General features: G+C 50.5%; 25 protein-coding genes. 8 read left to right on the plus strand and 17 right to left on the minus strand.

Going from position 1 to position 24,732, the window contains the following annotated elements:
- Positions 1-113: 113 nt before the first annotated feature.
- Positions 114-476 carry a protein YacL gene (yacL, locus tag ACLJXE_RS13740; protein ID WP_410751164.1) on the plus strand — a complete coding sequence of 121 codons (363 nt, stop codon included), beginning with the start codon at positions 114-116 and terminating at the stop codon, positions 474-476.
- A 59-nt stretch (positions 477-535) separates the two neighbouring features.
- Here the strand turns inward: yacL and ACLJXE_RS13745 are convergent, their stop codons facing one another.
- Positions 536-883 (minus strand): YacC family pilotin-like protein, encoded by a 348-nt coding sequence (locus ACLJXE_RS13745; RefSeq protein WP_001295568.1) that lies wholly within the window; start codon positions 881-883, stop codon positions 536-538.
- A 153-nt stretch (positions 884-1,036) separates the two neighbouring features.
- Here ACLJXE_RS13745 and cueO point away from each other — a divergent pair, with 153 nt between their 5' ends.
- From cueO to hpt, 3 genes are all read left to right on the plus strand, one after another.
- A complete protein-coding gene (cueO, locus tag ACLJXE_RS13750) occupies positions 1,037-2,641 on the plus strand; it encodes a multicopper oxidase CueO (RefSeq protein WP_410751165.1) in 1,605 nt (534 codons plus the stop codon).
- 153 nt (positions 2,642-2,794) lie between these two features.
- Positions 2,795-4,450, plus strand: a complete 1,656-nt coding sequence (gene tcp, locus ACLJXE_RS13755) for a methyl-accepting chemotaxis citrate transducer (protein WP_410751166.1) — start codon at positions 2,795-2,797, stop codon at positions 4,448-4,450.
- Between the two features lie 278 nt (positions 4,451-4,728).
- Positions 4,729-5,265 carry a hypoxanthine phosphoribosyltransferase gene (gene hpt / locus ACLJXE_RS13760; protein WP_003018658.1) on the plus strand — a complete coding sequence of 179 codons (537 nt, stop codon included), beginning with the start codon at positions 4,729-4,731 and terminating at the stop codon, positions 5,263-5,265.
- A gap of 93 nt (positions 5,266-5,358) precedes the next feature.
- Here hpt and can read toward each other — a convergent pair whose 3' ends face one another.
- Positions 5,359-6,021 carry a carbonate dehydratase gene (gene can / locus ACLJXE_RS13765; protein ID WP_410751167.1) on the minus strand — a complete coding sequence of 221 codons (663 nt, stop codon included), beginning with the start codon at positions 6,019-6,021 and terminating at the stop codon, positions 5,359-5,361.
- Positions 6,022-6,129: 108 nt separating this feature from the next.
- Between can and ACLJXE_RS13770 the strand changes: the two genes are divergently transcribed.
- The 4 genes from ACLJXE_RS13770 to ACLJXE_RS13785 all read left to right on the plus strand — a co-directional run bounded on the left by ACLJXE_RS13770 (position 6,130) and on the right by ACLJXE_RS13785 (position 9,656).
- Positions 6,130-7,056, plus strand: a complete 927-nt coding sequence (locus ACLJXE_RS13770) for an ABC transporter ATP-binding protein (RefSeq protein WP_286630774.1) — start codon at positions 6,130-6,132, stop codon at positions 7,054-7,056.
- Positions 7,053-7,823, plus strand: coding sequence for an ABC transporter permease (locus ACLJXE_RS13775; protein WP_410751168.1), 771 nt, complete (start codon positions 7,053-7,055; stop codon positions 7,821-7,823). The genes ACLJXE_RS13770 and ACLJXE_RS13775 overlap by 4 nt, the downstream gene beginning before the upstream one ends.
- A gap of 101 nt (positions 7,824-7,924) precedes the next feature.
- Complete coding sequence (locus ACLJXE_RS13780) at positions 7,925-8,365, plus strand: PTS sugar transporter subunit IIA (RefSeq protein ID WP_410751169.1); 441 nt, start codon at positions 7,925-7,927, stop codon at positions 8,363-8,365.
- Between the two features lie 61 nt (positions 8,366-8,426).
- Positions 8,427-9,656 (plus strand): polysaccharide deacetylase family protein, encoded by a 1,230-nt coding sequence (locus ACLJXE_RS13785; protein WP_410751170.1) that lies wholly within the window; start codon positions 8,427-8,429, stop codon positions 9,654-9,656.
- A 1-nt stretch (position 9,657) separates the two neighbouring features.
- On the opposite strand, the gene ACLJXE_RS13790 is transcribed toward ACLJXE_RS13785, so the two are convergent.
- The 15 genes from ACLJXE_RS13790 to ACLJXE_RS13860 form a co-directional block, all read right to left on the minus strand.
- On the minus strand, positions 9,658-10,767 hold the full coding sequence (locus tag ACLJXE_RS13790; protein ID WP_410751171.1) for a fimbrial protein: 1,110 nt from the start codon (positions 10,765-10,767) through the stop codon (positions 9,658-9,660).
- A 23-nt stretch (positions 10,768-10,790) separates the two neighbouring features.
- Positions 10,791-11,387, minus strand: coding sequence for a fimbrial-like protein (locus ACLJXE_RS13795; protein WP_410751172.1), 597 nt, complete (start codon positions 11,385-11,387; stop codon positions 10,791-10,793).
- An 18-nt stretch (positions 11,388-11,405) separates the two neighbouring features.
- Complete coding sequence (locus ACLJXE_RS13800) at positions 11,406-11,972, minus strand: fimbrial protein (protein ID WP_410751173.1); 567 nt, start codon at positions 11,970-11,972, stop codon at positions 11,406-11,408.
- 17 nt (positions 11,973-11,989) lie between these two features.
- Positions 11,990-12,565 (minus strand): fimbrial protein, encoded by a 576-nt coding sequence (locus tag ACLJXE_RS13805; protein WP_410751174.1) that lies wholly within the window; start codon positions 12,563-12,565, stop codon positions 11,990-11,992.
- 19 nt (positions 12,566-12,584) lie between these two features.
- Positions 12,585-15,161 carry an outer membrane usher protein gene (locus ACLJXE_RS13810; RefSeq protein ID WP_410751215.1) on the minus strand — a complete coding sequence of 859 codons (2,577 nt, stop codon included), beginning with the start codon at positions 15,159-15,161 and terminating at the stop codon, positions 12,585-12,587.
- 57 nt (positions 15,162-15,218) lie between these two features.
- Positions 15,219-15,953, minus strand: a complete 735-nt coding sequence (locus ACLJXE_RS13815; RefSeq protein WP_410751175.1) for a fimbrial chaperone — start codon at positions 15,951-15,953, stop codon at positions 15,219-15,221.
- Positions 15,954-16,014: 61 nt separating this feature from the next.
- The gene (locus ACLJXE_RS13820; protein ID WP_410751216.1) at positions 16,015-16,596 is read right to left on the minus strand and encodes a fimbrial protein; all 582 of its coding nucleotides are present in this window, start codon (positions 16,594-16,596) and stop codon (positions 16,015-16,017) included.
- Positions 16,597-16,956: 360 nt separating this feature from the next.
- Positions 16,957-17,337: an aspartate 1-decarboxylase gene (gene panD, locus ACLJXE_RS13825; RefSeq protein ID WP_410751176.1), complete on the minus strand. Its 381-nt coding sequence runs from the start codon at positions 17,335-17,337 to the stop codon at positions 16,957-16,959.
- Positions 17,338-17,450: 113 nt separating this feature from the next.
- Entirely contained in the window at positions 17,451-18,137 is a 687-nt protein-coding gene (locus ACLJXE_RS13830; protein WP_410751177.1) for a molecular chaperone, read from the minus strand.
- 8 nt (positions 18,138-18,145) lie between these two features.
- Complete coding sequence (locus ACLJXE_RS13835; protein WP_410751178.1) at positions 18,146-18,664, minus strand: fimbrial protein; 519 nt, start codon at positions 18,662-18,664, stop codon at positions 18,146-18,148.
- Between the two features lie 4 nt (positions 18,665-18,668).
- Positions 18,669-19,202: a fimbrial protein gene (locus ACLJXE_RS13840; RefSeq protein WP_410751179.1), complete on the minus strand. Its 534-nt coding sequence runs from the start codon at positions 19,200-19,202 to the stop codon at positions 18,669-18,671.
- Between the two features lie 8 nt (positions 19,203-19,210).
- Entirely contained in the window at positions 19,211-20,308 is a 1,098-nt protein-coding gene (locus tag ACLJXE_RS13845) for a fimbrial protein (RefSeq protein WP_410751180.1), read from the minus strand.
- Entirely contained in the window at positions 20,308-22,902 is a 2,595-nt protein-coding gene (locus ACLJXE_RS13850) for a fimbrial biogenesis usher protein (RefSeq protein ID WP_410751181.1), read from the minus strand. Before ACLJXE_RS13850 ends, ACLJXE_RS13845 begins: the two co-directional genes overlap by 1 nt.
- A complete protein-coding gene (locus ACLJXE_RS13855; protein ID WP_410751182.1) occupies positions 22,899-23,612 on the minus strand; it encodes a fimbria/pilus periplasmic chaperone in 714 nt (237 codons plus the stop codon). The genes ACLJXE_RS13850 and ACLJXE_RS13855 overlap by 4 nt, the downstream gene beginning before the upstream one ends.
- Before the next feature lie 297 nt (positions 23,613-23,909).
- Positions 23,910-24,491 (minus strand): fimbrial protein, encoded by a 582-nt coding sequence (locus ACLJXE_RS13860; protein WP_410751183.1) that lies wholly within the window; start codon positions 24,489-24,491, stop codon positions 23,910-23,912.
- Positions 24,492-24,732 lie beyond the last annotated feature (241 nt).

Here is a 24,732-nt window from a genome sequence, read left to right on the forward strand (position 1 = left end):
TTTTTATTTCTATTCCTTATACCCGCTACACTTTTTTTCTGCCGCGCTGCTGCGATAATTACAGCAAGGTGCAATGCGGTATTGGCGCATTGCCGGGAGCAGAGGAAGACATTATGGATTACGAATTTCTGCGCGATGTTACCGGGCGGGTTTTAGTGCGTATGTCCATGGGCCATGAAGTCGTAGGGCACTGGTTTAATGAAGAAGTGAAAGAGAACCTGGCCTTGCTTGATGAAGTGGAACAGGCGGCGCGTGCGGTAAAAGGCAGTGAACGTTCCTGGCAGCGGGCAGGGCATGAATATACGCTCTGGCTGGATGGCGAAGAGGTTATGGTTCGCGCCAATCAACTGGAGTTCACGGGCGATGAAATGGAAGAAGGAATGAATTACTACGACGAAGAGAGTTTATCTTTGTGCGGCGTCGAGGATTTCCTGCTGGTGGTGGCGGCATACCGCGAATTCGTCCAGCAGAGATAATGATACCGCCGGATGCGTCTTTATAAGCCGGATAAGCGTCAGTGCCATCCGGCATAACATTATTTAACGTAAGCCAACAGGCTCAGGGAATCGCGCGCCAGCGCTTTGCATTTTTTTGCGACCGGAATACCAATACCGCTCAAATCGCGATAGCTGTCTTCACCGAGTGCTTTCATATCGAAGGTATCGTAATTACTGAGGTCCCACTGGTTCTGTTGAGCAAAAAAGACCAGTGCGCGACGTATCTGCCCGTTGGGCAAATTCTGGTAGCCACAATCATTTTTCAGAAAAACAAAAACTGCCGTTAAATCGGCCATATCTTCGGCTTCGGATTCACTCAGCGCGTAGCTATTTGCGCATACTGCCATCAGGCTGCCGAACAAAACTGTTCTGAAAAACGTCTTCATTGCTTCTACCACTGCATCACGGAAATTAAACGTTAGCACACTGCGAGCGAAGCGACGACCTTTATTATCAGCCGTTCACTTGACCTTCCCGTAGGGGGAGGGATTATGCTTAAAAGATAGCCTGCTTAAGCTGCTGAATATAAGGAAATGAATATGCAACGTCGTGACTTTTTAAAGTACTCCGTGGCGCTGGGCGTCGCGTCAGCTTTACCTTTGTGGAGCCGCACTGTTTTTGCGGCTGACCGTCCTGCGTTACCCATTCCTGACCTGTTAACTGCGGATGCTTCTAATCGCATACAGCTGATTGTGAACGCTGGGCAGTCGACGTTTGCGGGGAAAACGGCCACCACCTGGGGATATAACGGTAACGTGCTCGGACCCGCGGTAAAACTGAATAAAGGTCAGGCGGTGAGTGTGGATATCCATAATCAACTGGCTGAAGAGACGACGTTGCACTGGCATGGGCTGGAAATCCCCGGAGAAGTCGATGGCGGGCCGCAAGGCGTTATTCCGGCGGGTGGGAAGCGTTCAGTGACCTTCACCCCTGCGCAACGGGCAGCAACCTGTTGGTTCCATCCGCATCAACACGGGAAAACCGGACATCAGGTTGCGATGGGCCTGGCTGGGTTGGTACTGATTGAAGATGACGAGATCCGCAAACTACTGCTACCAAAGCAGTGGGGTATCGACGATGTGCCGGTGATTATTCAGGACAAACAGTTTTCAGCTGACGGGCAAATTAATTACCAGTTGGATATGATGACCGCCGCCGTCGGTTGGTTTGGCGATACGCTGCTAACCAATGGGGCGATTTACCCACAACATGCCGCACCACGTGGCTGGTTGCGCCTGCGTCTGCTGAATGGCTGTAACGCACGCTCGCTTAATATCGCGGCCAGCGATAACCGTCCCCTGTACGTGATTGCCAGTGATGGTGGATTGTTAGCTGAGCCGGTAAAAGTGACCGAACTGCCGATGCTGATGGGTGAGCGTTTTGAAGTATTGGTGGATGTGAGCGACGGAAAAGCCTTTGATTTGGTCACTCTGCCGGTGAGCCAGATGGGGATGGCGATTGCGCCATTTGATAAGCCACATCCGGTGATGCGTATTCAACCGCTGCTTATTACCGCCTCCGGGACACTGCCGGAGACACTGACCACCCTGCCAGCCCTGCCTTCTCTGGATGGACTGATGGTGCGTAAACTGCAACTGTCGATGGACCCGATGCTCGACATGATGGGCATGCAGATGCTGATGCAAAAGTATGGCGATCAGGCGATGGCCGGAATGGATCACGGGCAAATGATGGGCCATATGAACAGCAGTAACATGAGTCACGGCAATATGAATCACGGCAATATGGGCAGCATGAAGCAGGGGGATATGAGCAATATGAAACATGGCGGGTCGTTTGATTTCCACAACGCCAATCGGATTAATGGTCTGCCCTTTGATATGAATAAACCGATGTTTGCTGCGACGAAAGGCCAGCATGAACGCTGGGTCATTTCCGGTCAGGGTGACATGATGCTGCATCCGTTCCATATTCACGGCACGCAGTTCCGCATCCTGTCTGAGAATGGCAAAGCACCGGCCACGCATCGCGCTGGCTGGAAGGACACCGTGCGTGTCGAAGGTGGCGTCAGCGAGGTGCTGGTGAAGTTTGACCACGACGCGCCGAAAGAACATGCCTATATGGCGCACTGCCATCTGCTGGAGCATGAAGATACCGGCATGATGCTCGGTTTTACGGTTTAAACAACGAAGTCTCTTCGCTTACCCGGCCTACGGGGTATTTCTCGTAGGCCGGTAAAGGCGAACCCCTGCATATTCTGCCATTGAACATAAAGTAATCGCCTTTGGGGCCGATAATCATCATGTACCCAATGTGAGTTCAATGGATGAAAAAACGTGATTAAAAATATTCGTGTTATTACCGGTATCCTGCTGGTTCTCGCCATTTTCTGTTTACTGCAGGTCGTTACGGGAAGCCTGTTTTATTCTGCGGTAAACAATGACAGGCATAATTTCCAGAACTCAGGCACCCTCAACGCTCAGCAAGAAAATCTGAGTGACAGCGTCAATACGTTGATTAAAACCCGTGTTACGGTGACGCGCGTCGCCATCCGCTTTTTAAAAAATCAGCGCGATCCTGCCTCTTTAGCCGCGATCAACACGCTGCTCAATACCGCCAGTGATTCAATGAAGAAGGCTGAAGGCTATTTCGCCAGGTATCAGGGATTACCACAGGTTACAGGGCAAGATCCGCAGATCGCCAGTGAAATGGAAAAGCAGTATCGCCAGATGCATGAAGTGATGAAATTATCGATTGAGTATCTGCGAGCGAATAACTATCAGGCCTATGGCGATCTTGATGCTCAGAAAGCGCAGGATGAAATGGAAGCGAGCTATGACCACTGGCGAAACGAGAATAATACGCTGCTGCAGCACGCTTCTGCGGAAAATCAGCTCAGTTTTTCCCGTATGCAGTGGACGCTGGGAGGTATCGTTCTGGTTGTGCTGATCGTACTGGGTATGATCTGGAGCGGGCTGCAACACATCCTGCTTAAGCCGCTGGCGCAGATTATGGCGCATATTCGCGTCATTACCGGTGGAGACTTAACCCATAAGCTTAATGTTGAAGGTCGCAACGAAATGGGCAGACTGGCGATGGGGTTGGAAGAGATGCAACAGTCGCTGATTTCGACCGTCACTGCCGTACGTAATAGCTCGGAATCAATTCATACCGGGGCCGCTGAAATTTCCTCGGGCAACAACGACCTTTCTTCGCGCACCGAGCAGCAGGCGGCCTCGCTTGAGGAAACAGCCGCCAGCATGGAGCAGTTGACTGCGACAGTGAAGCAGAATACGGACAATGCGAAACAGGCGACCCAATTGGCGAAAAACGCCTCTGATACTGCCGCTCGCGGTGGTCGTGTTGTTGATACCGTTGTTCATACGATGAGTGAAATAGCAGACAGCTCGCAGCAAATCGCGCAGATCACGAACGTTATCGACAGTATTGCATTCCAGACCAACATTCTGGCGCTGAACGCCGCGGTAGAAGCGGCCAGAGCAGGAGAACAGGGGCGCGGCTTTGCGGTTGTCGCCGGTGAAGTCCGGACTCTGGCTAGCCGTAGTGCCCAGGCCGCAAAAGAGATCAAAGCGCTGATTGATAATTCAACCCACTGTGTAGGCATGGGATCGCAGCAGGTTTCGGATGCAGGTAAAACCATGGCTGAAATTGTCGCGGCGGTGACCCGTGTGACCGATATCATGGGTGAAATTGCGTCTGCTTCTGAAGAGCAGAGTCGGGGGATTGAACAGGTTAGCCTCGCGGTTTCGCAAATGGACAGCGTTACCCAGCAAAACGCCGCGCTGGTGGAGGAGTCTGCTGCTGCTGCTGCCTCACTGGAACAACAGGCCGAGCAGTTGCGGCAGGCCGTTGCGGTATTTCGTATTACCCGCGAGAAGGCGGTAAGCGGGGCACGAAAACCACCGCAGGCGTCTCCACGTCAGGAGCGTATTGTCTCTACTACCCAGGATCAACATTGGGAAACGTTCTGACCTGAAAAAATCCGATTTTGTTCATGCTAAAAGCCGGGTTCGTTGCCCGGCTTTCGTGTATTCAGTGCACGTTAGAATGCGTGTGCAGGTTCTCTTACTAACTATCAGAGGAATGCGGTCTCTTTGCTGGTATACTTCACCCACTGAATTGTTTGTATGCTGTCGCAAGTTTTGTGATTAGTGCGAGCCACCGCCTCTCTGTCGGTGTATCAAGGTAAGCGCTTTCTTTCGATTTGCATGATGTGTTAACTGATAAAAATCAGTGAGTTATTTCTTTTATGAAACATACTGTAGAAGTCATGATCCCGGAAGCGGAGATCAAAGCGCGTATTGCCGAATTGGGACGCCAGATTAACGAGCGTTACAAAGACAGCGGCAGTGATATGGTGCTGGTAGGCCTGTTACGCGGTTCATTTATGTTTATGGCTGACCTGTGCCGTGAAGTGCATGTCTCCCACGAAGTCGATTTCATGACCGCCTCCAGCTACGGCAGCGGAATGTCCACCACACGTGATGTTAAAATCCTCAAAGACCTGGATGAAGACATTCGTGGCAAAGACGTGCTGATTGTTGAAGATATCATCGACTCCGGCAACACGCTGTCAAAAGTGCGTGAAATCCTGAGCCTGCGTGAACCTAAATCTCTGGCGATTTGTACGTTGCTGGATAAACCTTCTCGCCGTGAAGTGAATGTACCGGTCGAGTTTATCGGTTTCTCCATTCCAGATGAGTTCGTTGTTGGCTACGGTATTGACTATGCACAACGTTATCGCCATCTGCCGTATGTTGGCAAAGTCGTGCTGCTGGACGAGTAATGGGCTGAAGCGCCTGGTGGCGCTTCGCTTATCAGGCCTACGGCGCTGATTTGTAGGCCGGGTAAGGTGTAACCGCCACCCGGCAATATCATATTACTTATGGTTGCTGTGCTTCTGGCTGAGGTTCGACAATCCCTGTCGGTAGCGTTGTTCCAGTGTTTCGCGGCTGGTTGCCGTGACGTCCAGATCGCGCAGCAGACCATCATGAATACCGTAAGCCCATCCGTGAATCGTCACTTTCTGACCGCGTTTCCAGGCTGAACGCATGATTGTCGAATGGCCCAGGTTATAGACCTGCTCCATGACATTCAGTTCGCACAGGGTGTCCATGCGACGTTCCTGCGGCATTTCGCCCAGTAGAGAACTGTGTTTAAACCAGATATCGCGGATATGCAGCAACCAGTTATCAATCAGCCCCTGTTCTTTATTTTCAATGGCTGCCTGGACGCCGCCGCATCCATAGTGGCCACAAATAATAATGTGTTCCACTTCCAGCACATCCACCGCATACTGAACCACTGAGAGACAGTTCAGGTCGGTGTGAATAACCAGATTGGCCACATTACGGTGAACAAATAATTCACCCGGCTCGAGACCGGTTAAACGTTCAGCGGGAACGCGGCTATCGGAACATCCAATCCATAGAAAACGCGGATTTTGTGCATGTGTCAGCGTTGCAAAAAATCCGGGATCCTCTTCTACCAGCATCTTTGACCATAGTGCATTGTTGCTGATAAGTGTATCTATGTCTTTCATGGAGTTGTACAACCCGAAGCCAGATAAATTCGATGGGCTAATATAGGGTAACTCCAGCATTATTTAAACTATATATAAAATGTCAGAACGTAAGGTAAGTAAAAAACCATGACCATTGCTCTGGAACTTCAACAACTTAAAAAGACCTATCCCGGTGGCGTTCAGGCGTTGCGTGGCATAGATTTGCAAGTCGAAGCGGGTGATTTCTATGCGCTGCTAGGTCCCAATGGCGCGGGGAAGTCCACCACCATCGGTATTATCAGCTCGCTGGTGAATAAAACCTCCGGGCGGGTGAGCGTCTTCGGGTTTGATCTTGATAAAGATACGGTTAACGCCAAGCGTCAGCTTGGGCTGGTGCCGCAGGAGTTCAACTTTAACCCGTTTGAAACCGTGCAGCAGATCGTGGTGAACCAGGCGGGTTATTACGGCGTTGAGCATAAAGAGGCGGTTAAACGTAGTGAAATTTATCTAAAACAGCTCGACCTGTGGGAAAAACGCAACGAGCGTGCTCGTATGCTTTCCGGCGGGATGAAGCGCCGCCTGATGATTGCCCGTGCGCTGATGCATGAGCCAAAGTTGCTTATCCTCGATGAACCCACTGCCGGTGTTGATATTGAGTTGCGCCGCTCAATGTGGGGCTTTTTGAAGGATTTAAACGATAAAGGTACGACGATTATTCTGACAACCCACTATCTCGAAGAAGCGGAAATGCTGTGCCGTAATATCGGTATTATTCAGCATGGTGAGCTGGTAGAAAATACCTCGATGAAGAATCTGCTCTCCAAGCTTAAATCTGAGACGTTTATTCTCGATCTGGCGGCGAAAAGTCCGCTACCTAAGCTGGAAGGCTATCAATACCGTCTGGTTGATACCTCAACGCTGGAAGTTGAAGTGCTGCGCGAGCAGGGGGTGAACAGTGTGTTCTCGCAGCTGAGCGCTCAGGGTATTCAGGTATTGAGTATGCGGAACAAGGCGAACCGGCTGGAAGAGCTGTTTGTTTCTCTGGTGCATGAAAAACAAGGAGAGCGTGCATGATGCAGCTTTACTGGGTCGCGCTGAAAAGCATCTGGGCGAAAGAGATCCACCGCTTTATGCGTATCTGGGTGCAAACTCTGGTACCGCCCGTTATCACCATGACGCTCTATTTTATTATCTTTGGTAATTTGATTGGCTCACGGATCGGTGAAATGCACGGCTTTAGCTACATGCAGTTTATCGTACCGGGGCTTATCATGATGGCGGTGATTACCAACTCATACGCCAACGTGGCGTCGTCATTTTTTAGTGCCAAGTTTCAGCGTAACATCGAAGAACTGCTGGTTGCACCGGTACCGACGCACGTGATCATCGCCGGTTTTGTCGGCGGTGGTGTGGCACGCGGTCTGTGTGTTGGCATTCTGGTCACGGCTATTTCACTGTTCTTTGTTCCGTTCCAGGTGCATTCCTGGGTCTTCGTGGCGCTGACGCTGGTGCTAACGGCGGTACTGTTTTCGCTGGCGGGCTTACTGAACGCGGTTTTCGCCAAAACCTTTGACGATATCAGTTTGATCCCGACCTTCGTGTTGACGCCGCTGACCTATCTGGGGGGCGTTTTTTATTCGTTAACGCTGCTGCCTCCATTCTGGCAGGGACTGTCGCACCTGAACCCGATTGTCTACATGATTAGCGGGTTCCGTTACGGCTTTCTCGGCATTCACGATGTGCCGCTGGTGACGACCTTCGGTGTGCTGGTGGTGTTTATCGCCATGTTTTATTTACTGTGCTGGTATCTGATTCAGCGCGGGCGCGGGCTGCGCAGCTAACCCCTTTTCCTCTCCCCGAATGGGAGAGGAAACTTTTGATGTTTATCACCCTTACATATTGATCACCCTGATAAACTACTTGCCTGCTAAGGAGGTGGGCAATGCTAGGTTGGGTAATTACCTGTCATGACGATAAGGCACAGGATATGCTGCAGCGTCTGGAAAAAAAGTACGGTCCACAGGTGAAGTGCCGGGCGGTGAGCTTCTGGCATGGCCTCAGTTCAAATATGTTAAGCCGTATGATGTGCGATGCATTGCATGCCACAGACTCCGGTGAGGGCGTCATCTTTCTGACGGACATTGCTGGCGCTGCGCCATACCGCGTCGCGTCGCTGATGAGTCATAAGCATCCCCAGTGTGAAGTTATTTCCGGTATCAGCTACGTATTGCTGGAGCAAATGCTGTTGTCGCGGGAATCTTTGAGCAGTTCTGCCTTTCGTGACCGTATCGTGGCGCTTGGTGGGCCTGACGTTTCGAGTCTCTGGCATCAACAACAGAAAAATCCACCTTTCGTATTGCTGCATGATTTGTATGCGTGTTAATCATTGGTATTGATAGTGATTTTGCTACAATAATCGGAGTTTCTCGCCTCGGTTATCGTATATGGTGATGCGCGCTCTGTTGGTTCTGTTACTCCTGTTCTCCGGTAGCGTTGCTGCGGCGCTGCCTGCTCGTTATATGCAAACGACCGAAGCAGCTGCCGTTTGGGCGCAGATCGGTAATAAAATGGTGACGGTGGGGAATATTCGCGCCGGTCAAATCCTCTCAGTAGAACCGATGGCCGCTGACTACTATGAATTCCCCTTTGGCTTTGGTACCGGGTTTATCGATAAGGGACACCTGGAGCCTGTTCAGGGCCGGCAGAAGGTTGGCGATGGTTTAGGTGACCTCAACAAACCGCTCAGCAATCAAAGCCTGATAACCTGGAAAGACACGCCCGTTTATAATGCCCCGGATGTTGGGAGTGCTCCGTTTGGCGTATTGGCGGACAACCTGCGCTATCCCATCATTAGTAAGCTCAAAGACCGACTCAATCAGACCTGGTTTCAGATCCGCATTGGTAGCCGGCTGGCTTATATCAGCGCGCTGGATGCACAGGAAGATCACGGTATTCCCGTGTTGACCTACCATCATATTCTGCGTGATGAAGAGAATACCCGCTTTCGCCACACCTCCACGACCACCTCTTTGCGTGCGTTCAGTAACCAAATGGCCTGGCTACGGGATCGTGGTTACACCACGTTGACGATGTATCAACTGGAAGGCTACGTGCAGAATAAAATGAATCTGCCTGCACGGGCTGTTGTGCTGACGTTCGACGATGGCCTGAAGTCGGTCAGCCGTTATGCTTATCCTGTCCTCAGGCAGTACGGGATGAAAGCGACAGCGTTTATTATTTCGTCACGTATCAAGCGCCACCCCCAGAAGTGGGACCCGAAATCACTGCAGTTTATGAGCGTCTCTGAGCTGAATGGCATCAGAGATGTGTTTGACTTTCAGTCACATACTCATTTTTTACATCGGGTAGATGGTAACCGTCGACCCATCCTGCTGAGTCGTAGCCACCATAACATTCTGTTTGATTTTGCCCGTTCTCGGCGCGCGCTGGCGCAGTTTAATCCGCATGTACTGTATCTCTCTTACCCCTTTGGCGGCTATAACGCCACGGCGGTGCAGGCGGCGGAAGAAGCTGGCTTTCATCTGGCGGTCACGACGGTGAAGGGGAAGGTGAAACCGGGGGATAATCCGATGCTGCTGAAGCGGCTGTATATTTTACGTACGGATTCACTGGAGACGATGTCGCGGCTGATCAGTAACCAGCCGCAGGGTTAGGTCAGTAGTAGGTCATCAATACGGTGGCGGCGGCTCTGAACTCTCCGGCCTTCATCGTATTGCCATCTTTGACCAACTGAGCGGTAAAGTCGATCACGTTGGCCGTGGTACTTGAGCCTGTATCGAAGCTATAGTGTGTCTCGGCGAATGAGTTGGGGATAAACTGAAATGACGTGTTTGACCCGGACATCAGCTTGACGCCCACGCCGGAGGCGGCGTTGGTGGTAAGCGTATTCCCCAATAGATCGTTACTGCTTCCCGTGGTTTTATTCGCGGTGATTTTCACATCAACGCCAAACAGGTTATTGCAGCCCTTAAGCTGTACGGCAACGTACTGAGTACGTGTTGATTGGTTAAAATCGGCAAGCATATAGTCACCGAGATCGATATTGGTTGAGCCATCGCTGAGTGCAGCGGCCTGACAGGTGGTGGTAATAATGGGGATCTGAAAGCTGGTTGGGGTAACGTTGAATGTCCAGGGCTTGTTATTGCTATCGGTTCTGTCGCCAATCGCCATTTGCCCCAGTGAGAAGCTGGCTTTTGGTGTTAACGTGGTGATACCGCTGGTATTCCCGGCAAACTCGGAGTTGTACTGATAAATATGAATGAGCGCTTTCCAGGTTTTGTTTTTCCAGCGTTCGTCATTGTGGTCAGCTTCCAGTGTCTCCCAGCCATCGGCGGCAGCCCCCGTATTTTTAAAAAAGCCACCGCCCGCATCGGAATAAATTTTGGTGGTAAAATAGATGCCTGGAATATTGGTGTAATACAAAATGGCGCTATCGTCATATGAGCTAGTGGCGCGGACATAAGCTGTATCAGCTTTTTCTTTTAAGACCTCGCCATCGTTACCCAGACTACAGGTTGATTGCAGCGATGGGCTTAGCGTTAAATCAACTGTCGCGAGCAATACCTCATCATTCGAATACCCAGGTCCACTGGATTGGCTCCAGCGGATATTATTTGAGGATATGCCATTTACCAGTGTTGTCGTACCACCGCTGCCGCTATCAAACCGACACTCAATAGCGGCTTGCGCTGGACCCGACGCAATTAACAGGGTGGCGAGCAGAAAATAACTATGCCTTACTGGTGTTCGCCGTGTAATAAACATGGGTAACCTTCCTTCATCCTGAATTAGTTATAAATAGTGCTGACCAGTACGTTGCTGGTAATTTTTCCTGCGCTAACCAGGCCGGTATTTTGTGGCCGGGCATAGAACTCATACTCGGCGGCCCAGGCATTGTTTTGTATATCAATGACCACGTCAGAGGTGCCATCGCTGTTGAGCACGTTGGTGTGGTGCGCGGTAGAAAAAATAACGATACCGACGTTATCCGCGCCGTTTGCTGTCACGGGCGTCTCATTGATAAACACCTGTCTGCTGCCCGTTGGCCACTGTCCGCTTTGTGGCTGGAAACTCAGTTTCAGCGAATTCACCGTAATATTATCTCCCGGGCAGTTTTCTACTGTGATTGAAAAGGCGGTACCTGCGGCGGCGTCGGTGGGGGCAAGGCGTGAGCTGCCGTCAGCGTTATAAAACCAACCCTTTCCGACGGTCGGGAGATGTACCTGACCGCCGTCAGACACTGATATCTGGCAGGTGTTTTCAACAATATTGGCGCTGAGGGTCATCTCCAGGTTTGCGTCACCGGCCTGGCAGGCACATGCGACTGCCAGGCACGCCGATAGGCTGAAGATCGAATGTACTTTTTTACTCAGCGTGAATAACACGATTCCCTACCTCATCTACTATTGATACGTCACCAGGAATGTGACCGGGGCGCTGACGTTGCCTGCAGTGACATCGCTGATGGTTCGTGTCTTCGCAATCACGATTCTGGCATTCATCTCGACATCAACGCTGCTATTGCTAATGGTGATGTTCTGCGCGGGTTTGCTATTGCAGCTTAACAGCGTTCCCGCGTCTGCTTCCCCCTTCCAAATCTCAAACCCGGTGGCGTTGCCCGCCGAGAAAGAATCGCCGTCAGAATCCGGGCCGGAACAACCGCCGCCGTTACCGGAAGTGGCCTGAATGCTGGCGGATTTAACGCCTACGCAATCGCTGAAGGCAATTTTGAAGGCTTCGCTGCGGCTTTGTGCCACCAGATCGGATTTAAACACGTCGCCAAAAGCGAGTGTGCTGATAGCTTGTCCGCCCGCGCTCTGGATTTGCGCCGTGCAGGTACCGGCTTCAATAGTTGATGTGAACGTTGCCTGAACACTGGTCGTGCCGGTAATGTCTGCAAGCGTCACTGAGGAGTAACCGGCGGTGAGGAAGGTGGCAACGATCAAATATGCCAGGGTATACATTTTCATTTTTGGGCTCCTTGCCGTTATTCATACTCAAAATTAAACGTTGCGGTGGCGCTGAAAATACCGGTTGTTCCTTTACCGGTTGCCGTTTCCATGAGCCGGGCAACTAATGGCACTTCCTGGGCGCTGATTTCGCTTGATGTCCAAAGCAGGCTTTTGGCATCGTCGGTGGCATTAATTTCAAAAGGCTGATCGGGAGTAATGGCTCGGGCGATGCTGACACCAACGTTGCTCGCTGCGTTATTGGTCGCCGAATTGCTAATGGCCGTCTGGATGCTGGAGGCGGTACCGGTGATGGTGGTTTTCAGTTTGGTTAAGCTTGACGGGCAGTCGACAATTTTGAGTTTAAACGTGGTGGTCGCGGAGGTGTCGGCGTTGATGATTTTATCCAGTTGGGTAATCCCGCCGCTGCCGATGGGGATCACATTGTTTGTGCCGTCGCCGCTACCGCCTTCAAGGGTCATATCGCAGGTGGTCTCGCGGAGCGTTGCGGTGAAAGTCAGGTCGAGATTGAGCGTACCGCTGGCCATGGACGGCGAGCTTACGCACAGCGTCAGCAAGATGATAATACGTAAAAAGAACCGTGATGATTGCATAAAACACTCCTTGTAAAAACTATTCCATCTGGCAAGTTTGGTTATTCAGCATGATACTTAATCCCACTTTCTGCGCAGACTCCGTAATGCGATATGTCACTGTACAGCTGCTGTTGGCGGTATTTCCCCATACGACGCGTAGCGTGCCATTGTCCTCCACGCCGCGGACATAAGCCTGCCCCGCCTGGCCGACTGCGCCGATGGAAAGCCCTTTTTCATTGAGCACATCTGCGCCAAGCGGGATAAAACCGTTGTCTGAACGATGCAGATCGAGCAGCAGTGAGCGGCCCTGATCGGTTTCAAAATCGACCCGAATGACGGCGCCGCTGCGCGGTACGGCAATGGTACTGGTATTTTTAACCTCTACATCCGATTCCAGGCTGGAGATATCAAGACCAATTGTGTTTTCCCGATAAGCAGACAAATACGGCATGATGGCATAGCCAGAGCCGTCGATAACGCCATCTCCGGTCGTTAAGCGTGAGCCCTTTGCGCCAGGAGCGCTGACCAGCGCCAGCGTATCGGTGTCGCCGATGCTGCCGGGAGCAAGCGTCAGCCCGCCGGCGTGCAGCAGCATACCGCCGCTGTAGCTTAAGGATGTCTGGCGGTTGCTTCCGTCTGCGGCGGAGGCGGAGAGGCTTAATGGGCCATAGGCGCTGTTGTAGCTACCGTATCCGCCAATTTGTTTGGTATCGCTGCTATCAGCATGAGTCGTGCTGGCGTTGATGCTATAGCTAAAGCGGTAATCTTCGGTATTGCCGTTAGCGCTGGTATTCAGCGTTGAATTCTTTTTGAAGTCGGAACTCAGGCTGGTGTTGATACTGGAGAACCCGCCCGGGGATTCTCCGTGGTTAAACTGCGTCCCCAGCGGAATACTGAGGTTGAGATACAGTCGGTCGTCTTTTTCGCCATGTTCGTTATAGCTGCGCTGCAATGAGATACTGTAGCTGCCAGGACTGAATGAGTTGTTATAACCTACTGAATACTGAGAGGTTGTGCTGCTGCTGTTCCAGTAGTCTTGCCAGCTTCCTGTCAGATAAAGCGAACCATAATCCTTTTTTTTTGCTGCCAGCGGTTGGCTCACGTTAATTTGTATCTGGTTTTTCATCCGCTGATAGCTGTCATAGGTGCTGTTACTCTCGTTGTCAGTGTTGTTTTGAATTTCGTCGGCGAGTGTGGCCGCATCGCTTAGTGTCAGATAGTTTGCCGTTGAAAAGCGGTAGGCGGCGACGTTGAAAGAGGTGCGTGTCGGCTCAATCAGCTTGCTCCAGGAGAGGCGATAGCTTTGGCCGCTTAGCGGGCCCGGGCCGCTGATCTCAGCATCGGAATAGGTGATATCAAATGAGAATGCTCCCAGCCGTGTATTGATTGCCAATCCCAGCAGGCCGGAGAAATAATGGTTATCTGCATACTGTGCGCCAGCGTACCCCGTGACAAGATCCGTTAAGCCGTAAAAGCCGGAGAGGTAGCCCACTTTGGGTCGTGTCTTCAAATTGCTATCATTCAGCTCACCCAGGCCAATATCCCAGCGGGCATTGCCGGGGCGAATAAGCTGGCTGACGGAAGAGTAGGGTACGGAAAAGGTACGCTGACTGCCGTCCGACTCTTCGACGGTAACCACCAGATCGCTGCCGTAGCCCACGGTACTCAGGTCGCTAATTTCGAATTCGCCCGGCGGGACGGTGCTTTCATAAATTTTATTGCCGCTTTGCGTCACGGTGACTTTAGCATTACTGATGGCGACGCCATGAATCGTGGGTGCATACGTGGAGATCCCGCCCGGCAGCATGCGGTCATCGTTATAAATACGCATACCGCGCAGGTTGAAAGAGTTAAATACATCGCCACGCGTATAGGAGTCGCCAAGCAACAACTGTGAATGTAGCCTTGTGAGGTCACGCTGTAGATAAATGTCCTGACTGGCGTAGTCGGCGCCGCTATTCTGATCCCAGTTGAGGGAGCCTCGAGAACGCAGGCGCCACGGCCCCAAATTCAGACCATATTTTAGTCCAGCATAGGCGGTTTCTGTCGTGCTGTTTGCGCTATGGTTACGCCAGGCGTTGAGATCGTACGAAACCATGGCTGCGGCTATCCCATCATCCCAGAGCGAAGGATCAATATAGCCATTCGGGTGCCTGTCGACATAAATCTGCGGCGAATTGAGGTTGAGATCCTGGGTACTGGCGTCGAAATCCCAACTCATACCGGGGAAGGTGCTGGTGATATCAATGCAGGTATCTTCGTCGTTTGTTTTTAGTTTTTCTTTAATTGCATCCGCTTTAATCCCTATCTGCATCAATATTTTGGCGGTGAAGCAGGGAGTGGCTCGCGGGGTGTTATTATCTTTAAAGGTAAAATTGGTCAGCAGCTTTTTTCTTTTGTTTAGCGATAGTTGGGTTTTGAATGTTCCAGGAACGATGGGGTTGCCTTTTGAGAAGCGGCTAATATCAATGTTATTACCGGTGTTAAATAAGAATTGATCGTTGAATTCGACTTCTTCAGCAGAAGGTTGAGGCATAGAGGTATCGGCCGCAAAGGATGGAGCCTGAGCAGCAAAATAGATAAAAATGCAGTAAATCGAACGATGCAGTAACAATCTCTTCACTAATCCATTAGTTACTAACAGCAGCGACACTGCTAGCAGGTTGTTATGTTATTTTATGACTGCCAGGTGTTGTTCTACTCCGCCGAAATCATTAATTGATGCATAGGTAATTTTGGTGACTTTCGCCGAACCGGTACGCGTTAATGTCATTGCCTGGCTACTGAACGGCGCGACAACGTGCGGCTCAACTTCTTCGGGTGTGCCGCCAGACTGAGCGGTGACTTTTGCCAGCGAGATGTAATAAGGCGAATCGTTGCGTGCAACCAAAACGGGCTTGTTGTTTTGCTGTTGCTGAGACCATGTTAACTGTGACGCTGCGGTTGAAGGAGTGCCTTTCAATCCATTTGGGCGGAAGAACATTTTGATACGGGTACGGAACGCCAACTGCAGCATATTCTGGGTTTCAGTATTTTTGGCTTTTGGCGGCACTTCAAGTACGTTAAACCAGTACATGGTTTCTCTGTCCTGAGCGAGCGGCTGCCCAAGCCAGGTGATGCGCACCGTCTGGCCTTTTCCGGCATCAACACGCGATACTGGCGGTGTGATGACGAAGGGAAGCTTCAGTTCCTGCGGGTTCGTGGTATCGCGGCCATCGTCCAGCCAGGTTTGCACTAATAACGGTTTTCCACCTCGGTTTTCCATATTTACCGTCACGTCTTTGGCTGATTCCGGATAAATAACACGGGTGCCGGAAATCACTATATCGGCGAGAGCGGCATGAGATGCCAGAAAGGCTGCACCAAACAATAGCGCAGATTGGGCGGTTTTAGTGAGACTCATCATATTCATCCATAAATATCGAAGGCGCCTTTCCTGATAGATAAGCGCCTGTTTATCAAGGTTATTATTGATATGTCATTGTGAAGGTCACGTTGCTGTTTACGCTACCGGCAGTGATATCGTTTGTGTCTTTGACCCAGTCAGCGCTGGGCACATAGGCCACGCGATAGGAGAGAGTGCCTTCACCAGTACTGGTATCGGCGGCTTGGGTATTGTTGCCAGCGAGCCCGATGTTAATACGGGTTTTATCCGCGCTAGTGTTGTTGTAGAGCGCCAGGTTGACGTTGTCAGCGTGGCCTGCCACGGTGGGGTCGCTTTTTAGCGTACCGTTAGTGAGATCGGCAAACTGCTGTGAGGTAAAGGTGGCGGAGGCGGTCGCTTGTCCGTCCGGGCAATTCGTGAGCTTCAATTCGAATTCTTTTTCACCCACACCTTTATCGATGGTTGTGCCTTCAACATCGCTTTTCTTTACAACAGGGAGTGATATGGTGACATTGTTTGCATCAACGCCGTTATTGGTTGTGATGGTACAGGTCGTATCCGTGACTGCGCCATCAAAAGTAATAAGACCCATATCGGCAGCCTGGGCTGAAAGAGAACCCATTGTGGCTACCGCGAAGGCGGTGGCAAGAGTTGTTTTATAAATCATATATAACATCCATTTATGAGTGGTGATAAGAATTAATTCATTTAATTTCCTATGTGCCCTTAAGATTATATTTATGAAATATAATCCTGTTTCATTATATTTTCTAAAAAGGTTATTAAGTTTTATTTGAGGTTTGGTGGATATACCTTAATAGATTACGTGGGGAGCCCCCTCCAGGCCATGCTATGCAGGTTGTGGTTTGTTTGAGAAAAGGATTAACTCGACGGAATAGCGGCAGTGCGCAATAGATAAAGGAATAAGATATTATGCAACTGTATTAAATATATTATGATGCCCTATTACATAGGGGATAAATGTGCGGAGACAACCAGACTCATGCGGTCTCCGCAATTCGCATCAGGCAACCTGTACTGGAATCGCTTTTGCAGTACGTTTCATTTCGTTGTCACCTTCGAAGTAGGCAACATTTGGCCGCCAGGTGCGTGCTTCTTCATCGCTCATGGTGACGAAGCTGGCGATAATGACAATGTCGCCCACGCTGGCACAGTGTGCCGCCGCGCCGTTGACAGAGATGATTTTAGAACCACGCTCTGCAGCAATCGCATAAGTAGAGAAACGTTTGCCGTTGCTCACGTTCCAGATATCAATGGCTTCATTTTCCAGAATCCCCGCCGCATCAAGAAAATCCTGGTCAATGGCGCAGGAGCCTTCGTAATGCAGGTCAGCCTGGGTGACCTTCACGCGGTGGAGCTTGCCTTGCAGCATGGTGCGAATCATAACGTTACCTTAAACTCTGATCGTATACTAAGCAGGCCGTGTTAAACCTGCTTTGAGAAATTTCTCAGGCAGTATTGCCCGATTTATCTGACCTGTCCATATGAGAAAGTGCTTTATAAGGTGACATGCTCGCGCGGTTTTTTTTGCCCCATATCATCCATATCTTGCCAGGATATCGTACATTTCCCTGCGGCCGGACACCAGGGTTGTTGCCGACGAGAAAATGGCGGAACAACCCCACCGACCTGCGTTTTGCCGTTGATTTGCATCCCTGACAACGTAATATACCAGGCGCTATCGTTGCGAACTATCACGTCACTTTGGTGACGTTCCCAGCGCAATTTCCCTTGTTTTTCTATGAGTGAGGCGGGTCGCCAGATCAGTTTGACCTGTTGGCGAAAGGCGATTAATACGCTGGATCCACTCGCGTCTTTTACCGATGGAATCGCCGAAACGCTCAGCCAGAATAAGCTTTCCCGGTCTTGCGGGAGGTTTCCCGTAGCGATAATACGGAGCTGATGTTCGTTTTTCCCCGGTATCAGGAACAGTGGCGGCGTTACGATAAAGGGCACTTTTACCTGTTTGGCGACGGAAGAGAGCAACCCGGCGCTGTCCTGCGCGTTGTCCGGCAGAATTTTGCTTTGTACCAGATACGGTTCGTTGGCGGTATTGCGCAATGATACGCTCAGGCTTTTTGCCTCTTGTGGGTAGATAAAGCGTAACCCGCCCACCACCACTCCTGCCGTAGTCGTGACAGGTAATATCAGTGCGGCGAGCAAACACAGATGTCGCAAGAGCATATTGTGTCTCATGGCCATGTCAGAATGAGATTTGCCGTGGCGTTGGCGGGGCCAGCGGGAACCGGTGTGGTGAGCACAACGTACTGTGCATAAAACTGTAGCGAATAGGCCGTTTGCCCCGGTTGAAGCGAATAAGATACGCCGCCGTCCTGGGTGTTATTGAGCACTATCGTATTTTTGTCTTTATCGAGAAGACGGATGCCCAACTGCGTCACCGAGCTGTTATCCAGCGCCAGCAGTTCCGGTTTGGCGGTAGGTGCGTTGCCGGTAAAAGCAATTTTGACGTTGTCGGTATCTGGGCCGCAGTTTTCGAGGCTGATAGTAAAACCTATGGCGCGCGTTGACATCCCTTCCTGGAGTAAGTCCTGAAGGCGGTAATCGCCCAGCAGTACCTCTTTATCGCGATCGGCCTGGACGATATCGCAGGTGCTGTCTTTGATTTTTCCGCTAATTTGTATGTCGATATCATGCGCATACAGGTTGAACGGCAGAATAACACTGAGGTATAGCCATAATCTTTTGGGCATGGTCTTACTCATAACGTAAGTCGATATACAGTACTGCGTTGGCGTCTCCGGCGGTGACCGGTACGCTGATGGCGGAATAGCGCAAGCCGAAGGTGTATAGATTGTCTCCGGCGTTGATGGGGTAGGTTTGTTCGCTATTGAGTGGAATGCGTTGCTTACCGCTATTGAGGATCTCCACGGCAATGCCTTTCGCCACGCCGTTGTTTCCGGCGTGGCTCAGCGCCAAGAGATCTGCATCGCTGGCGCTCTGCCCGGAAAAGGTCATATAAACGCTGTTGGTTTCATTTGGTTTCACCACGCAGTTTTCAAGCTGGATAGTGAAAGATTCCGTGGGTGAGGTATCGCCGACCTGGCTGAATGCCCGACGATCGTGCTCATGGAGATCGACATTTTTAGCCACATCCGCCGTCGCAATATCGCAGGTGCGAGCCAAAATATTACCGCTGATTTCTATGTCTACGCTGCCTTCCAGCTCTTCTGCATGGCTAAAAAATGACACCAGAATCAGGCAGAAATAGGTGAATAGATTACGCATCATCTCTCTCTTCATGGGTAATACACATCAAGCGTGGCGCGGGCGGTGAAAAGCCCTGGCGCAGGTGTAACATCTTTGGTTTTTACCGGCCAGGCCTGCAACATGACGTGCGCGAAACCGTTATCGTTGTCGAGATAAAACGGGATACGTGAGGTGCTATCGTTCGGCCTGATGACTTGCTCTGGTGCGCTGGGCGTCTGAACACTGATCATCACGCCAATGTTTTCGTTACTGGACTGAATGGCATTCGGTACGCTGGTTGAGGGCGTTGCGCGTAGGCCCAACCGTAACTCTTGTGCCATCGCGACGTTAGAGCAGTGGATTTCGACATCTTTTGTCACCGGGGTGTAGTTCTGCGGTATTTGCCCGACAGTTTTGAAGTCATTAGCCCAGGCATCGGGAAGGGTAATGGTGATGGTGTCGCCCACGTTCAGTTCGCAGCCTTGTGGTACGGTAATGGTGCCGCCAATGGTGATAAAAGACATAGGGTCTGGCCCATAAGACTGAAGGGTATGCGAGGCGTACAACGTGGCAATAACTGTTCCAGCCGGAATGATGATCTGCGGTGCGGTGATGCGCTTTTCGACGCGGAGTTTGATATTACCTTTTGAGCCCGATCCCCAGTTCAGGCAGCTTGGACAATCATTAATGTTACCGCTTACCGGGTTATGAACGGCATTCATGTGATTGCTTTTATCAGCAAACGGAACGTTATACGTACTTTCACCAGAACCGCTGCTTGCATCAACAATGGTGATATTCGTTGAGACAGACAGGTAATCATCCGTACCAGCCAGCAAGTAATAATGTTCATTGCCAATTACGCCGATATCCGTATTTGCACTGCCAGGTGTTGCTTTGTAATAGGTCCAGGAGCCCAGCCCTGGGGTGGTATCACACATTGCTGAATAGGTGTTACCACTGTTCCAGGAGCGCAGAAATGTGTCCCCCACATGCGTGCTCTCAATGCTATGCAGCGTAGCGTCGACGTAAAAGTCGTAATCACTTGGGCCATTTTGGGGTTTACACCAGCCGGTTCCTGCCAGTGCTGCGCAGGACATCATCAGTATGGTGAAAAATAACACGGTGGTCGGTATCAGGCGTGACATTACAGGCACTCCGCTTGCGTTTGTATAACAGGAATGGCGTTATCTATGGGTAAGGTGAATGTGGCTTTGCACTGTTGGTTGGTGTCGTTTCCCCATCGGGCCAGCAGGTGTCCTGTCGCGGGCAAGCCGCCGAGAAAAACTTGCCCTTCGTCCCCCACAATGCTGGTTCCGGTGCCATTATCCAGAGTAACCGTCGCACCAAACGGTACGGAACGGCCAGCGTGGATCAAGGTAATTAAACCGCGCCAGCCGACGCGCGCGTTAAATTCTGCTCGCACAATGGCCCCTTTTGTGGGGACAACATAGGCGATGTTGTTGTCGACCTCGATGTTATCGCCCAGATCGGTCGCACGCAGTGCAACCCGGTTTTCACGGTAGGCTGTGGCCCACGGAATCACCGCATAGCCACGGCTATCGGTACGAATACCCGTCGCATTTTCCAGCGCCACGCCGTCTGCGCCCGGGGCTTTTACCAGCACGTTAGTGTCGCCTAGCGATTGGCTTAGGGTGATACCGTTGGCGTGTGCCAGCAAACTTCCCTGTAGGCCGTAGTTAACGCGTTGGCTATTTCGGTCATAGCTGTAGGCGACGTTAGCCTGTGCTTTGGCGGCGCGATAGCTGAGGCTGGCGTTACCACTGTAGCCTACACCCTGGTTGACGATACCCTGCTGCAGACTGTAGTTCAGGTTATGATCGTCCAGCAGATCGCCGGAAAGCGTCATGGTATTGGTGACGCGACCTGTGTTGTCTGAGCTATTGTTGAAGCCGAGCCAGGCGCTGTTTTTGCGTCTGTCATAGCGTGTATCGCCAGCCAGGAACAGGCTCAACGGTACGGAGATATTGAGCGACAAAATGCGATCATCTTCTGCGCCGCTGGTATGGGAATAGCTGTAGTTCAGGCTGTAGTTGATGGATTTTAGCGAACTGCTGTAGCCCAATTGGATGCCGGTATTTTTCTCATCGCTGTTCCAGTAATCCTGGCGGTTGGCATTGAGATAGAGAGAGCCGTATTCATCAAACGATTGTGAAATGTTCAGCTGTATTTGCGCACGTTGGTTTTGATACAGATCGTAGGTATTCAGCGGCGTGCGAATATCATCGTCATCTTCATTAAACGAACTTCTGTCGCCTTTCATATGACGCCAGGTGGTATCTTCGAGCGTGTAATAATTTTGCGTAGAGTAGCGGTAGCCAGCCAGTTGGAAATGGGTGTTGGTTGCCTCCAGCGTTTTGGAATACAGAAAACGGTACGACTCGCCGCTGTGTTTTGAATCATCGGGCAATATGCTGTCGGCATGAATCGCATCCAGCGAAATTGCGCCGAGCGTCCCCAGGTTAAAACCAAAACCAAGGGCCTCTGCGCGATAATGTTCACTCCACTGCACACCACCGTACAGCGTGGTACTGAGCGGCATCCCCCAGAAGAATTGCCCTTGTGCGATGGTCGGCGTTGCCTGCTGGCTATCGTCGCTGTTGTATTTCCCGACGGCCATGTTGTATTGCAGATGTCCTTCGCGCTGTAAATAAGGCACCGCAGCGTAAGGGACGATGTACTGATTCTCGCTGCCGTCGGCCTCTTTTACCGTCACCTCCAGGTCACCACTGGATGAGGTAGGATAAAGGTCGTCAATCACGAACGCCCCTGGAGGGACATACGTTTGATAAATCACATAGCTATTCTGGCGAACGGTCACCTGCGCATTGCTTTTAGCGACGCCGTGAACTGTTGGCGCAAAGCCGCGCTGGCTGTCTGGGTACATACTGTCATCAGAGCTAAGTTGCGCGCCGCGCAGATTCACGCTCTCAAAAATCTGGCCGTCGGTATAGGTATCGCCAAGGGTTAATGAACTGCGCAGCGCAATAATGGGGCGGGTGATTGCGGTGCTGATATGCTGCCAGTTGGTTTGTGATTCGTTGTCATTGCCGTGTTGGTAGGTATAAGTGCTGTAATCGCGCAAACGCCAGGGGCCAAGATTTAGCCCGCTTTGTACATTAAGGAACCCATCATCACCTGCCCAGTCACCGTAACCTGAACTTCCGTGGTATTGATAATTAAGCAAAAAAGCGGAAATACCGTTGTCCCATTTTTCCGGGGCGATATAACCACGGGCGTTAGCTTTAATCAGCGCCTGTGGAACAGTGATTTTTAATGTCTGCTGATTGGCGTTGTAATCGGTGACGGAATCCGCCACCGCATCCGCGAGTGCAAGGCATTCGCCGTTTTTTTCACCCTCGATGCCATGAAATACGCTGAGTTGTCTGATATTCACGCCCATTTCGCTTAACTGCTGTTTGGTAAAGCAGGGGGCTAACTCATCCTGGCGCAATATGAAAACGACGTCACGGGTATCTACACGCTGATTATTGAGCCATAAGTCGACCCGATAGCGCCCCGGAGGTTGACTAATCCCTTTTTCGAACTGATCCAGCACGGCGACGGCAGAGGGATCATCAGATAAAAATGCGGGATCGAAGTGCAGCGATGCTGCCTGACTTGCCGCTGGAACAGCACAGCAAGTCAGCAAAAAAAAGGAAAGTGACTGGCGTGTTGCCTCACAGAAAGAATCACATCCGGTCGCTTTCGTGGACGTCATAGTACGCCCCGGATGACAGGTGTCTGCGATCCGTAATCATCCACGGTTTGCAGTGACAAGTCTCCTCGAGCATTGGCGGGAAGTGGGATAGTGGTGTCTTGTTTCGGTGCAATGGTCAGATTATCCAACTGAGTGGCGCCCACCTGGATATTGACCAGACTAATATAATAAGGGCTAGGATTGCTGATAATCAGCGAGTTACCTGTGCGTTTAAAACGCAACATTGTGGTGGCTGCACCGGGCGTAACGGGGAGGTCTGCTGGTCGTACTAACAGCCGAATACGGTTTTGGATCGCAATCTTTAACGTATTGCTGCTTTTGTCTTCTTCAGATGAGGGGATCGCTTTTATGTTGATCCAGTACAATGTTTCCCGATCGGTCGGGAGTGAATGAATTGTCGGCACGATGCGTAGCGTATTTTCGCTTTTCGGTTTGATCACAAACAGCGGTGGTGTAACGATAAAATCGTTGACTTTTTTCTGTTGAAAATTTTCTACCCATGACTGAATAAGAAAATGGCTTTTCTGATGACTATTATGTACTCCCAGCGTGGCTTGTTTTTCATTGATAGAGAAAATGATTCGGGAGTGACTTAATCCTACGCCGCCGTTTGCTGCGTAGATCTGAGGACAATAAAAACAGATTGCAAGAATAAGTAATACAACGTTCATAAAGGCTTTTGGTATAAAGTATAAAAAATTCCGCGTCATAGGACATCCATTCCTTAGGCAGAGGGTAAACGAGATATACTCTTCGTCTTTCAAACCGTATTTTTGTTGGCTGACTTCACTCACCCCAGTCACTTACTTATGTAAGCTCCTGGGGATCCTCTTAGTTGCCGCCTCAATGTGGCCCGAAATCCATTGGGTATATAACGCCGTTATGCAATTGTTCCAAAGTATAAAAAAGTTCCTTGTCTGGCTATGTTGATAAATAAACATCACATGACGGGAATGTCGGTTTAAATACGTCTGTCTCGTCTGTCTCGTCTGTCTCGTCTGGTTGTATTAGCTGAACGTGACGTCGAATGTGGCCACAGCGTCGACCGCGCCTTTAGTTACGCCAGTACCCGTGGTGTAATAATCGGCTTGAAAATCTTTATGGCCTTCGGTTTCTCCCGATGGAATCGTCAGGACGGAGCTGGCTTGGTTGAGGTTAAGTTTGGTGCTGCCATCATAAATGGCAATCCCTACGTCAACCGCCGCAGGTGTAGCCGTACTGGTATTTTTCAGCACGGTTGTATCGTTGGTATCTGGCGTACCCTTAAAGGTGAACGTTATTGATTGAATATCAGTGGGGTTGCACTGCTCCATATTAATGGTAAACGTTTCTTTATGGTTTCCTGCGATACCCGCAGTGACGGAAGAACCCGCACCATAAAATTGGGTCAGCGGTACATCAGTCAGCGTAACGGTTAAGTCTGCACCTTGATTCCCGGCAGAGACAACACAAGGAGAGTCAACTACGTTGCCTTTAAATTGCACTTTCCCCGCGTCAGTGACGACGATATCAGCTGCAAATACCTGTGTCGATAATATTAATCCAACTGCAGAGATAAGAACTCTTGATTTTATTTTTTGCGTATCCATCTTAATATATCCTTGATAGTGTTTATTATAAAAAGAGTTTTTGATGATGATGGCTGTATTTTTTAGATATAGCTGTGGTAAATATTGAATTATTTTATTGGCTGGTGAATATATATACCATCTTGATATTTTGAGAGCAAATGGCGTGCTGGTGTTAAAATTTAATTTACAGTGTAGAAATAATGAAAATATTGATTTGGTGAATGGTTTGAAGCGAAGGCAAGGCATAAAAGTGAATACC

This window comes from Citrobacter sp. U14242 (assembly GCF_046555775.1).
Taxonomy (GTDB): domain Bacteria; phylum Pseudomonadota; class Gammaproteobacteria; order Enterobacterales; family Enterobacteriaceae; genus Citrobacter.

Coding starts and splice junctions, on each gene's coding strand:
- ACLJXE_RS13835 (WP_410751178.1), bottom strand. CDS start 18,664: ATGCCCAAAAGATTATGGCTATACCTCAGTGTTATTCTGCCGTTCAAC.
- ACLJXE_RS13815 (WP_410751175.1), bottom strand. CDS start 15,953: ATGATGAGTCTCACTAAAACCGCCCAATCTGCGCTATTGTTTGGTGCA.
- ACLJXE_RS13775 (WP_410751168.1), top strand. CDS start 7,053: ATGATGCAGCTTTACTGGGTCGCGCTGAAAAGCATCTGGGCGAAAGAG.
- ACLJXE_RS13830 (WP_410751177.1), bottom strand. CDS start 18,137: ATGCTCTTGCGACATCTGTGTTTGCTCGCCGCACTGATATTACCTGTC.
- ACLJXE_RS13845 (WP_410751180.1), bottom strand. CDS start 20,308: ATGTCACGCCTGATACCGACCACCGTGTTATTTTTCACCATACTGATG.
- cueO (WP_410751165.1), top strand. CDS start 1,037: ATGCAACGTCGTGACTTTTTAAAGTACTCCGTGGCGCTGGGCGTCGCG.
- ACLJXE_RS13860 (WP_410751183.1), bottom strand. CDS start 24,491: ATGGATACGCAAAAAATAAAATCAAGAGTTCTTATCTCTGCAGTTGGA.
- can (WP_410751167.1), bottom strand. CDS start 6,021: ATGAAAGACATAGATACACTTATCAGCAACAATGCACTATGGTCAAAG.
- ACLJXE_RS13850 (WP_410751181.1), bottom strand. CDS start 22,902: ATGACGTCCACGAAAGCGACCGGATGTGATTCTTTCTGTGAGGCAACA.
- ACLJXE_RS13745 (WP_001295568.1), bottom strand. CDS start 883: ATGAAGACGTTTTTCAGAACAGTTTTGTTCGGCAGCCTGATGGCAGTA.
- ACLJXE_RS13785 (WP_410751170.1), top strand. CDS start 8,427: ATGGTGATGCGCGCTCTGTTGGTTCTGTTACTCCTGTTCTCCGGTAGC.
- ACLJXE_RS13805 (WP_410751174.1), bottom strand. CDS start 12,565: ATGCAATCATCACGGTTCTTTTTACGTATTATCATCTTGCTGACGCTG.
- ACLJXE_RS13840 (WP_410751179.1), bottom strand. CDS start 19,202: ATGATGCGTAATCTATTCACCTATTTCTGCCTGATTCTGGTGTCATTT.
- panD (WP_410751176.1), bottom strand. CDS start 17,337: ATGATTCGCACCATGCTGCAAGGCAAGCTCCACCGCGTGAAGGTCACC.
- hpt (WP_003018658.1), top strand. CDS start 4,729: ATGAAACATACTGTAGAAGTCATGATCCCGGAAGCGGAGATCAAAGCG.
- ACLJXE_RS13780 (WP_410751169.1), top strand. CDS start 7,925: ATGCTAGGTTGGGTAATTACCTGTCATGACGATAAGGCACAGGATATG.
- ACLJXE_RS13855 (WP_410751182.1), bottom strand. CDS start 23,612: ATGACGCGGAATTTTTTATACTTTATACCAAAAGCCTTTATGAACGTT.
- ACLJXE_RS13790 (WP_410751171.1), bottom strand. CDS start 10,767: ATGTTTATTACACGGCGAACACCAGTAAGGCATAGTTATTTTCTGCTC.
- ACLJXE_RS13770 (WP_286630774.1), top strand. CDS start 6,130: ATGACCATTGCTCTGGAACTTCAACAACTTAAAAAGACCTATCCCGGT.
- ACLJXE_RS13800 (WP_410751173.1), bottom strand. CDS start 11,972: ATGAAAATGTATACCCTGGCATATTTGATCGTTGCCACCTTCCTCACC.
- yacL (WP_410751164.1), top strand. CDS start 114: ATGGATTACGAATTTCTGCGCGATGTTACCGGGCGGGTTTTAGTGCGT.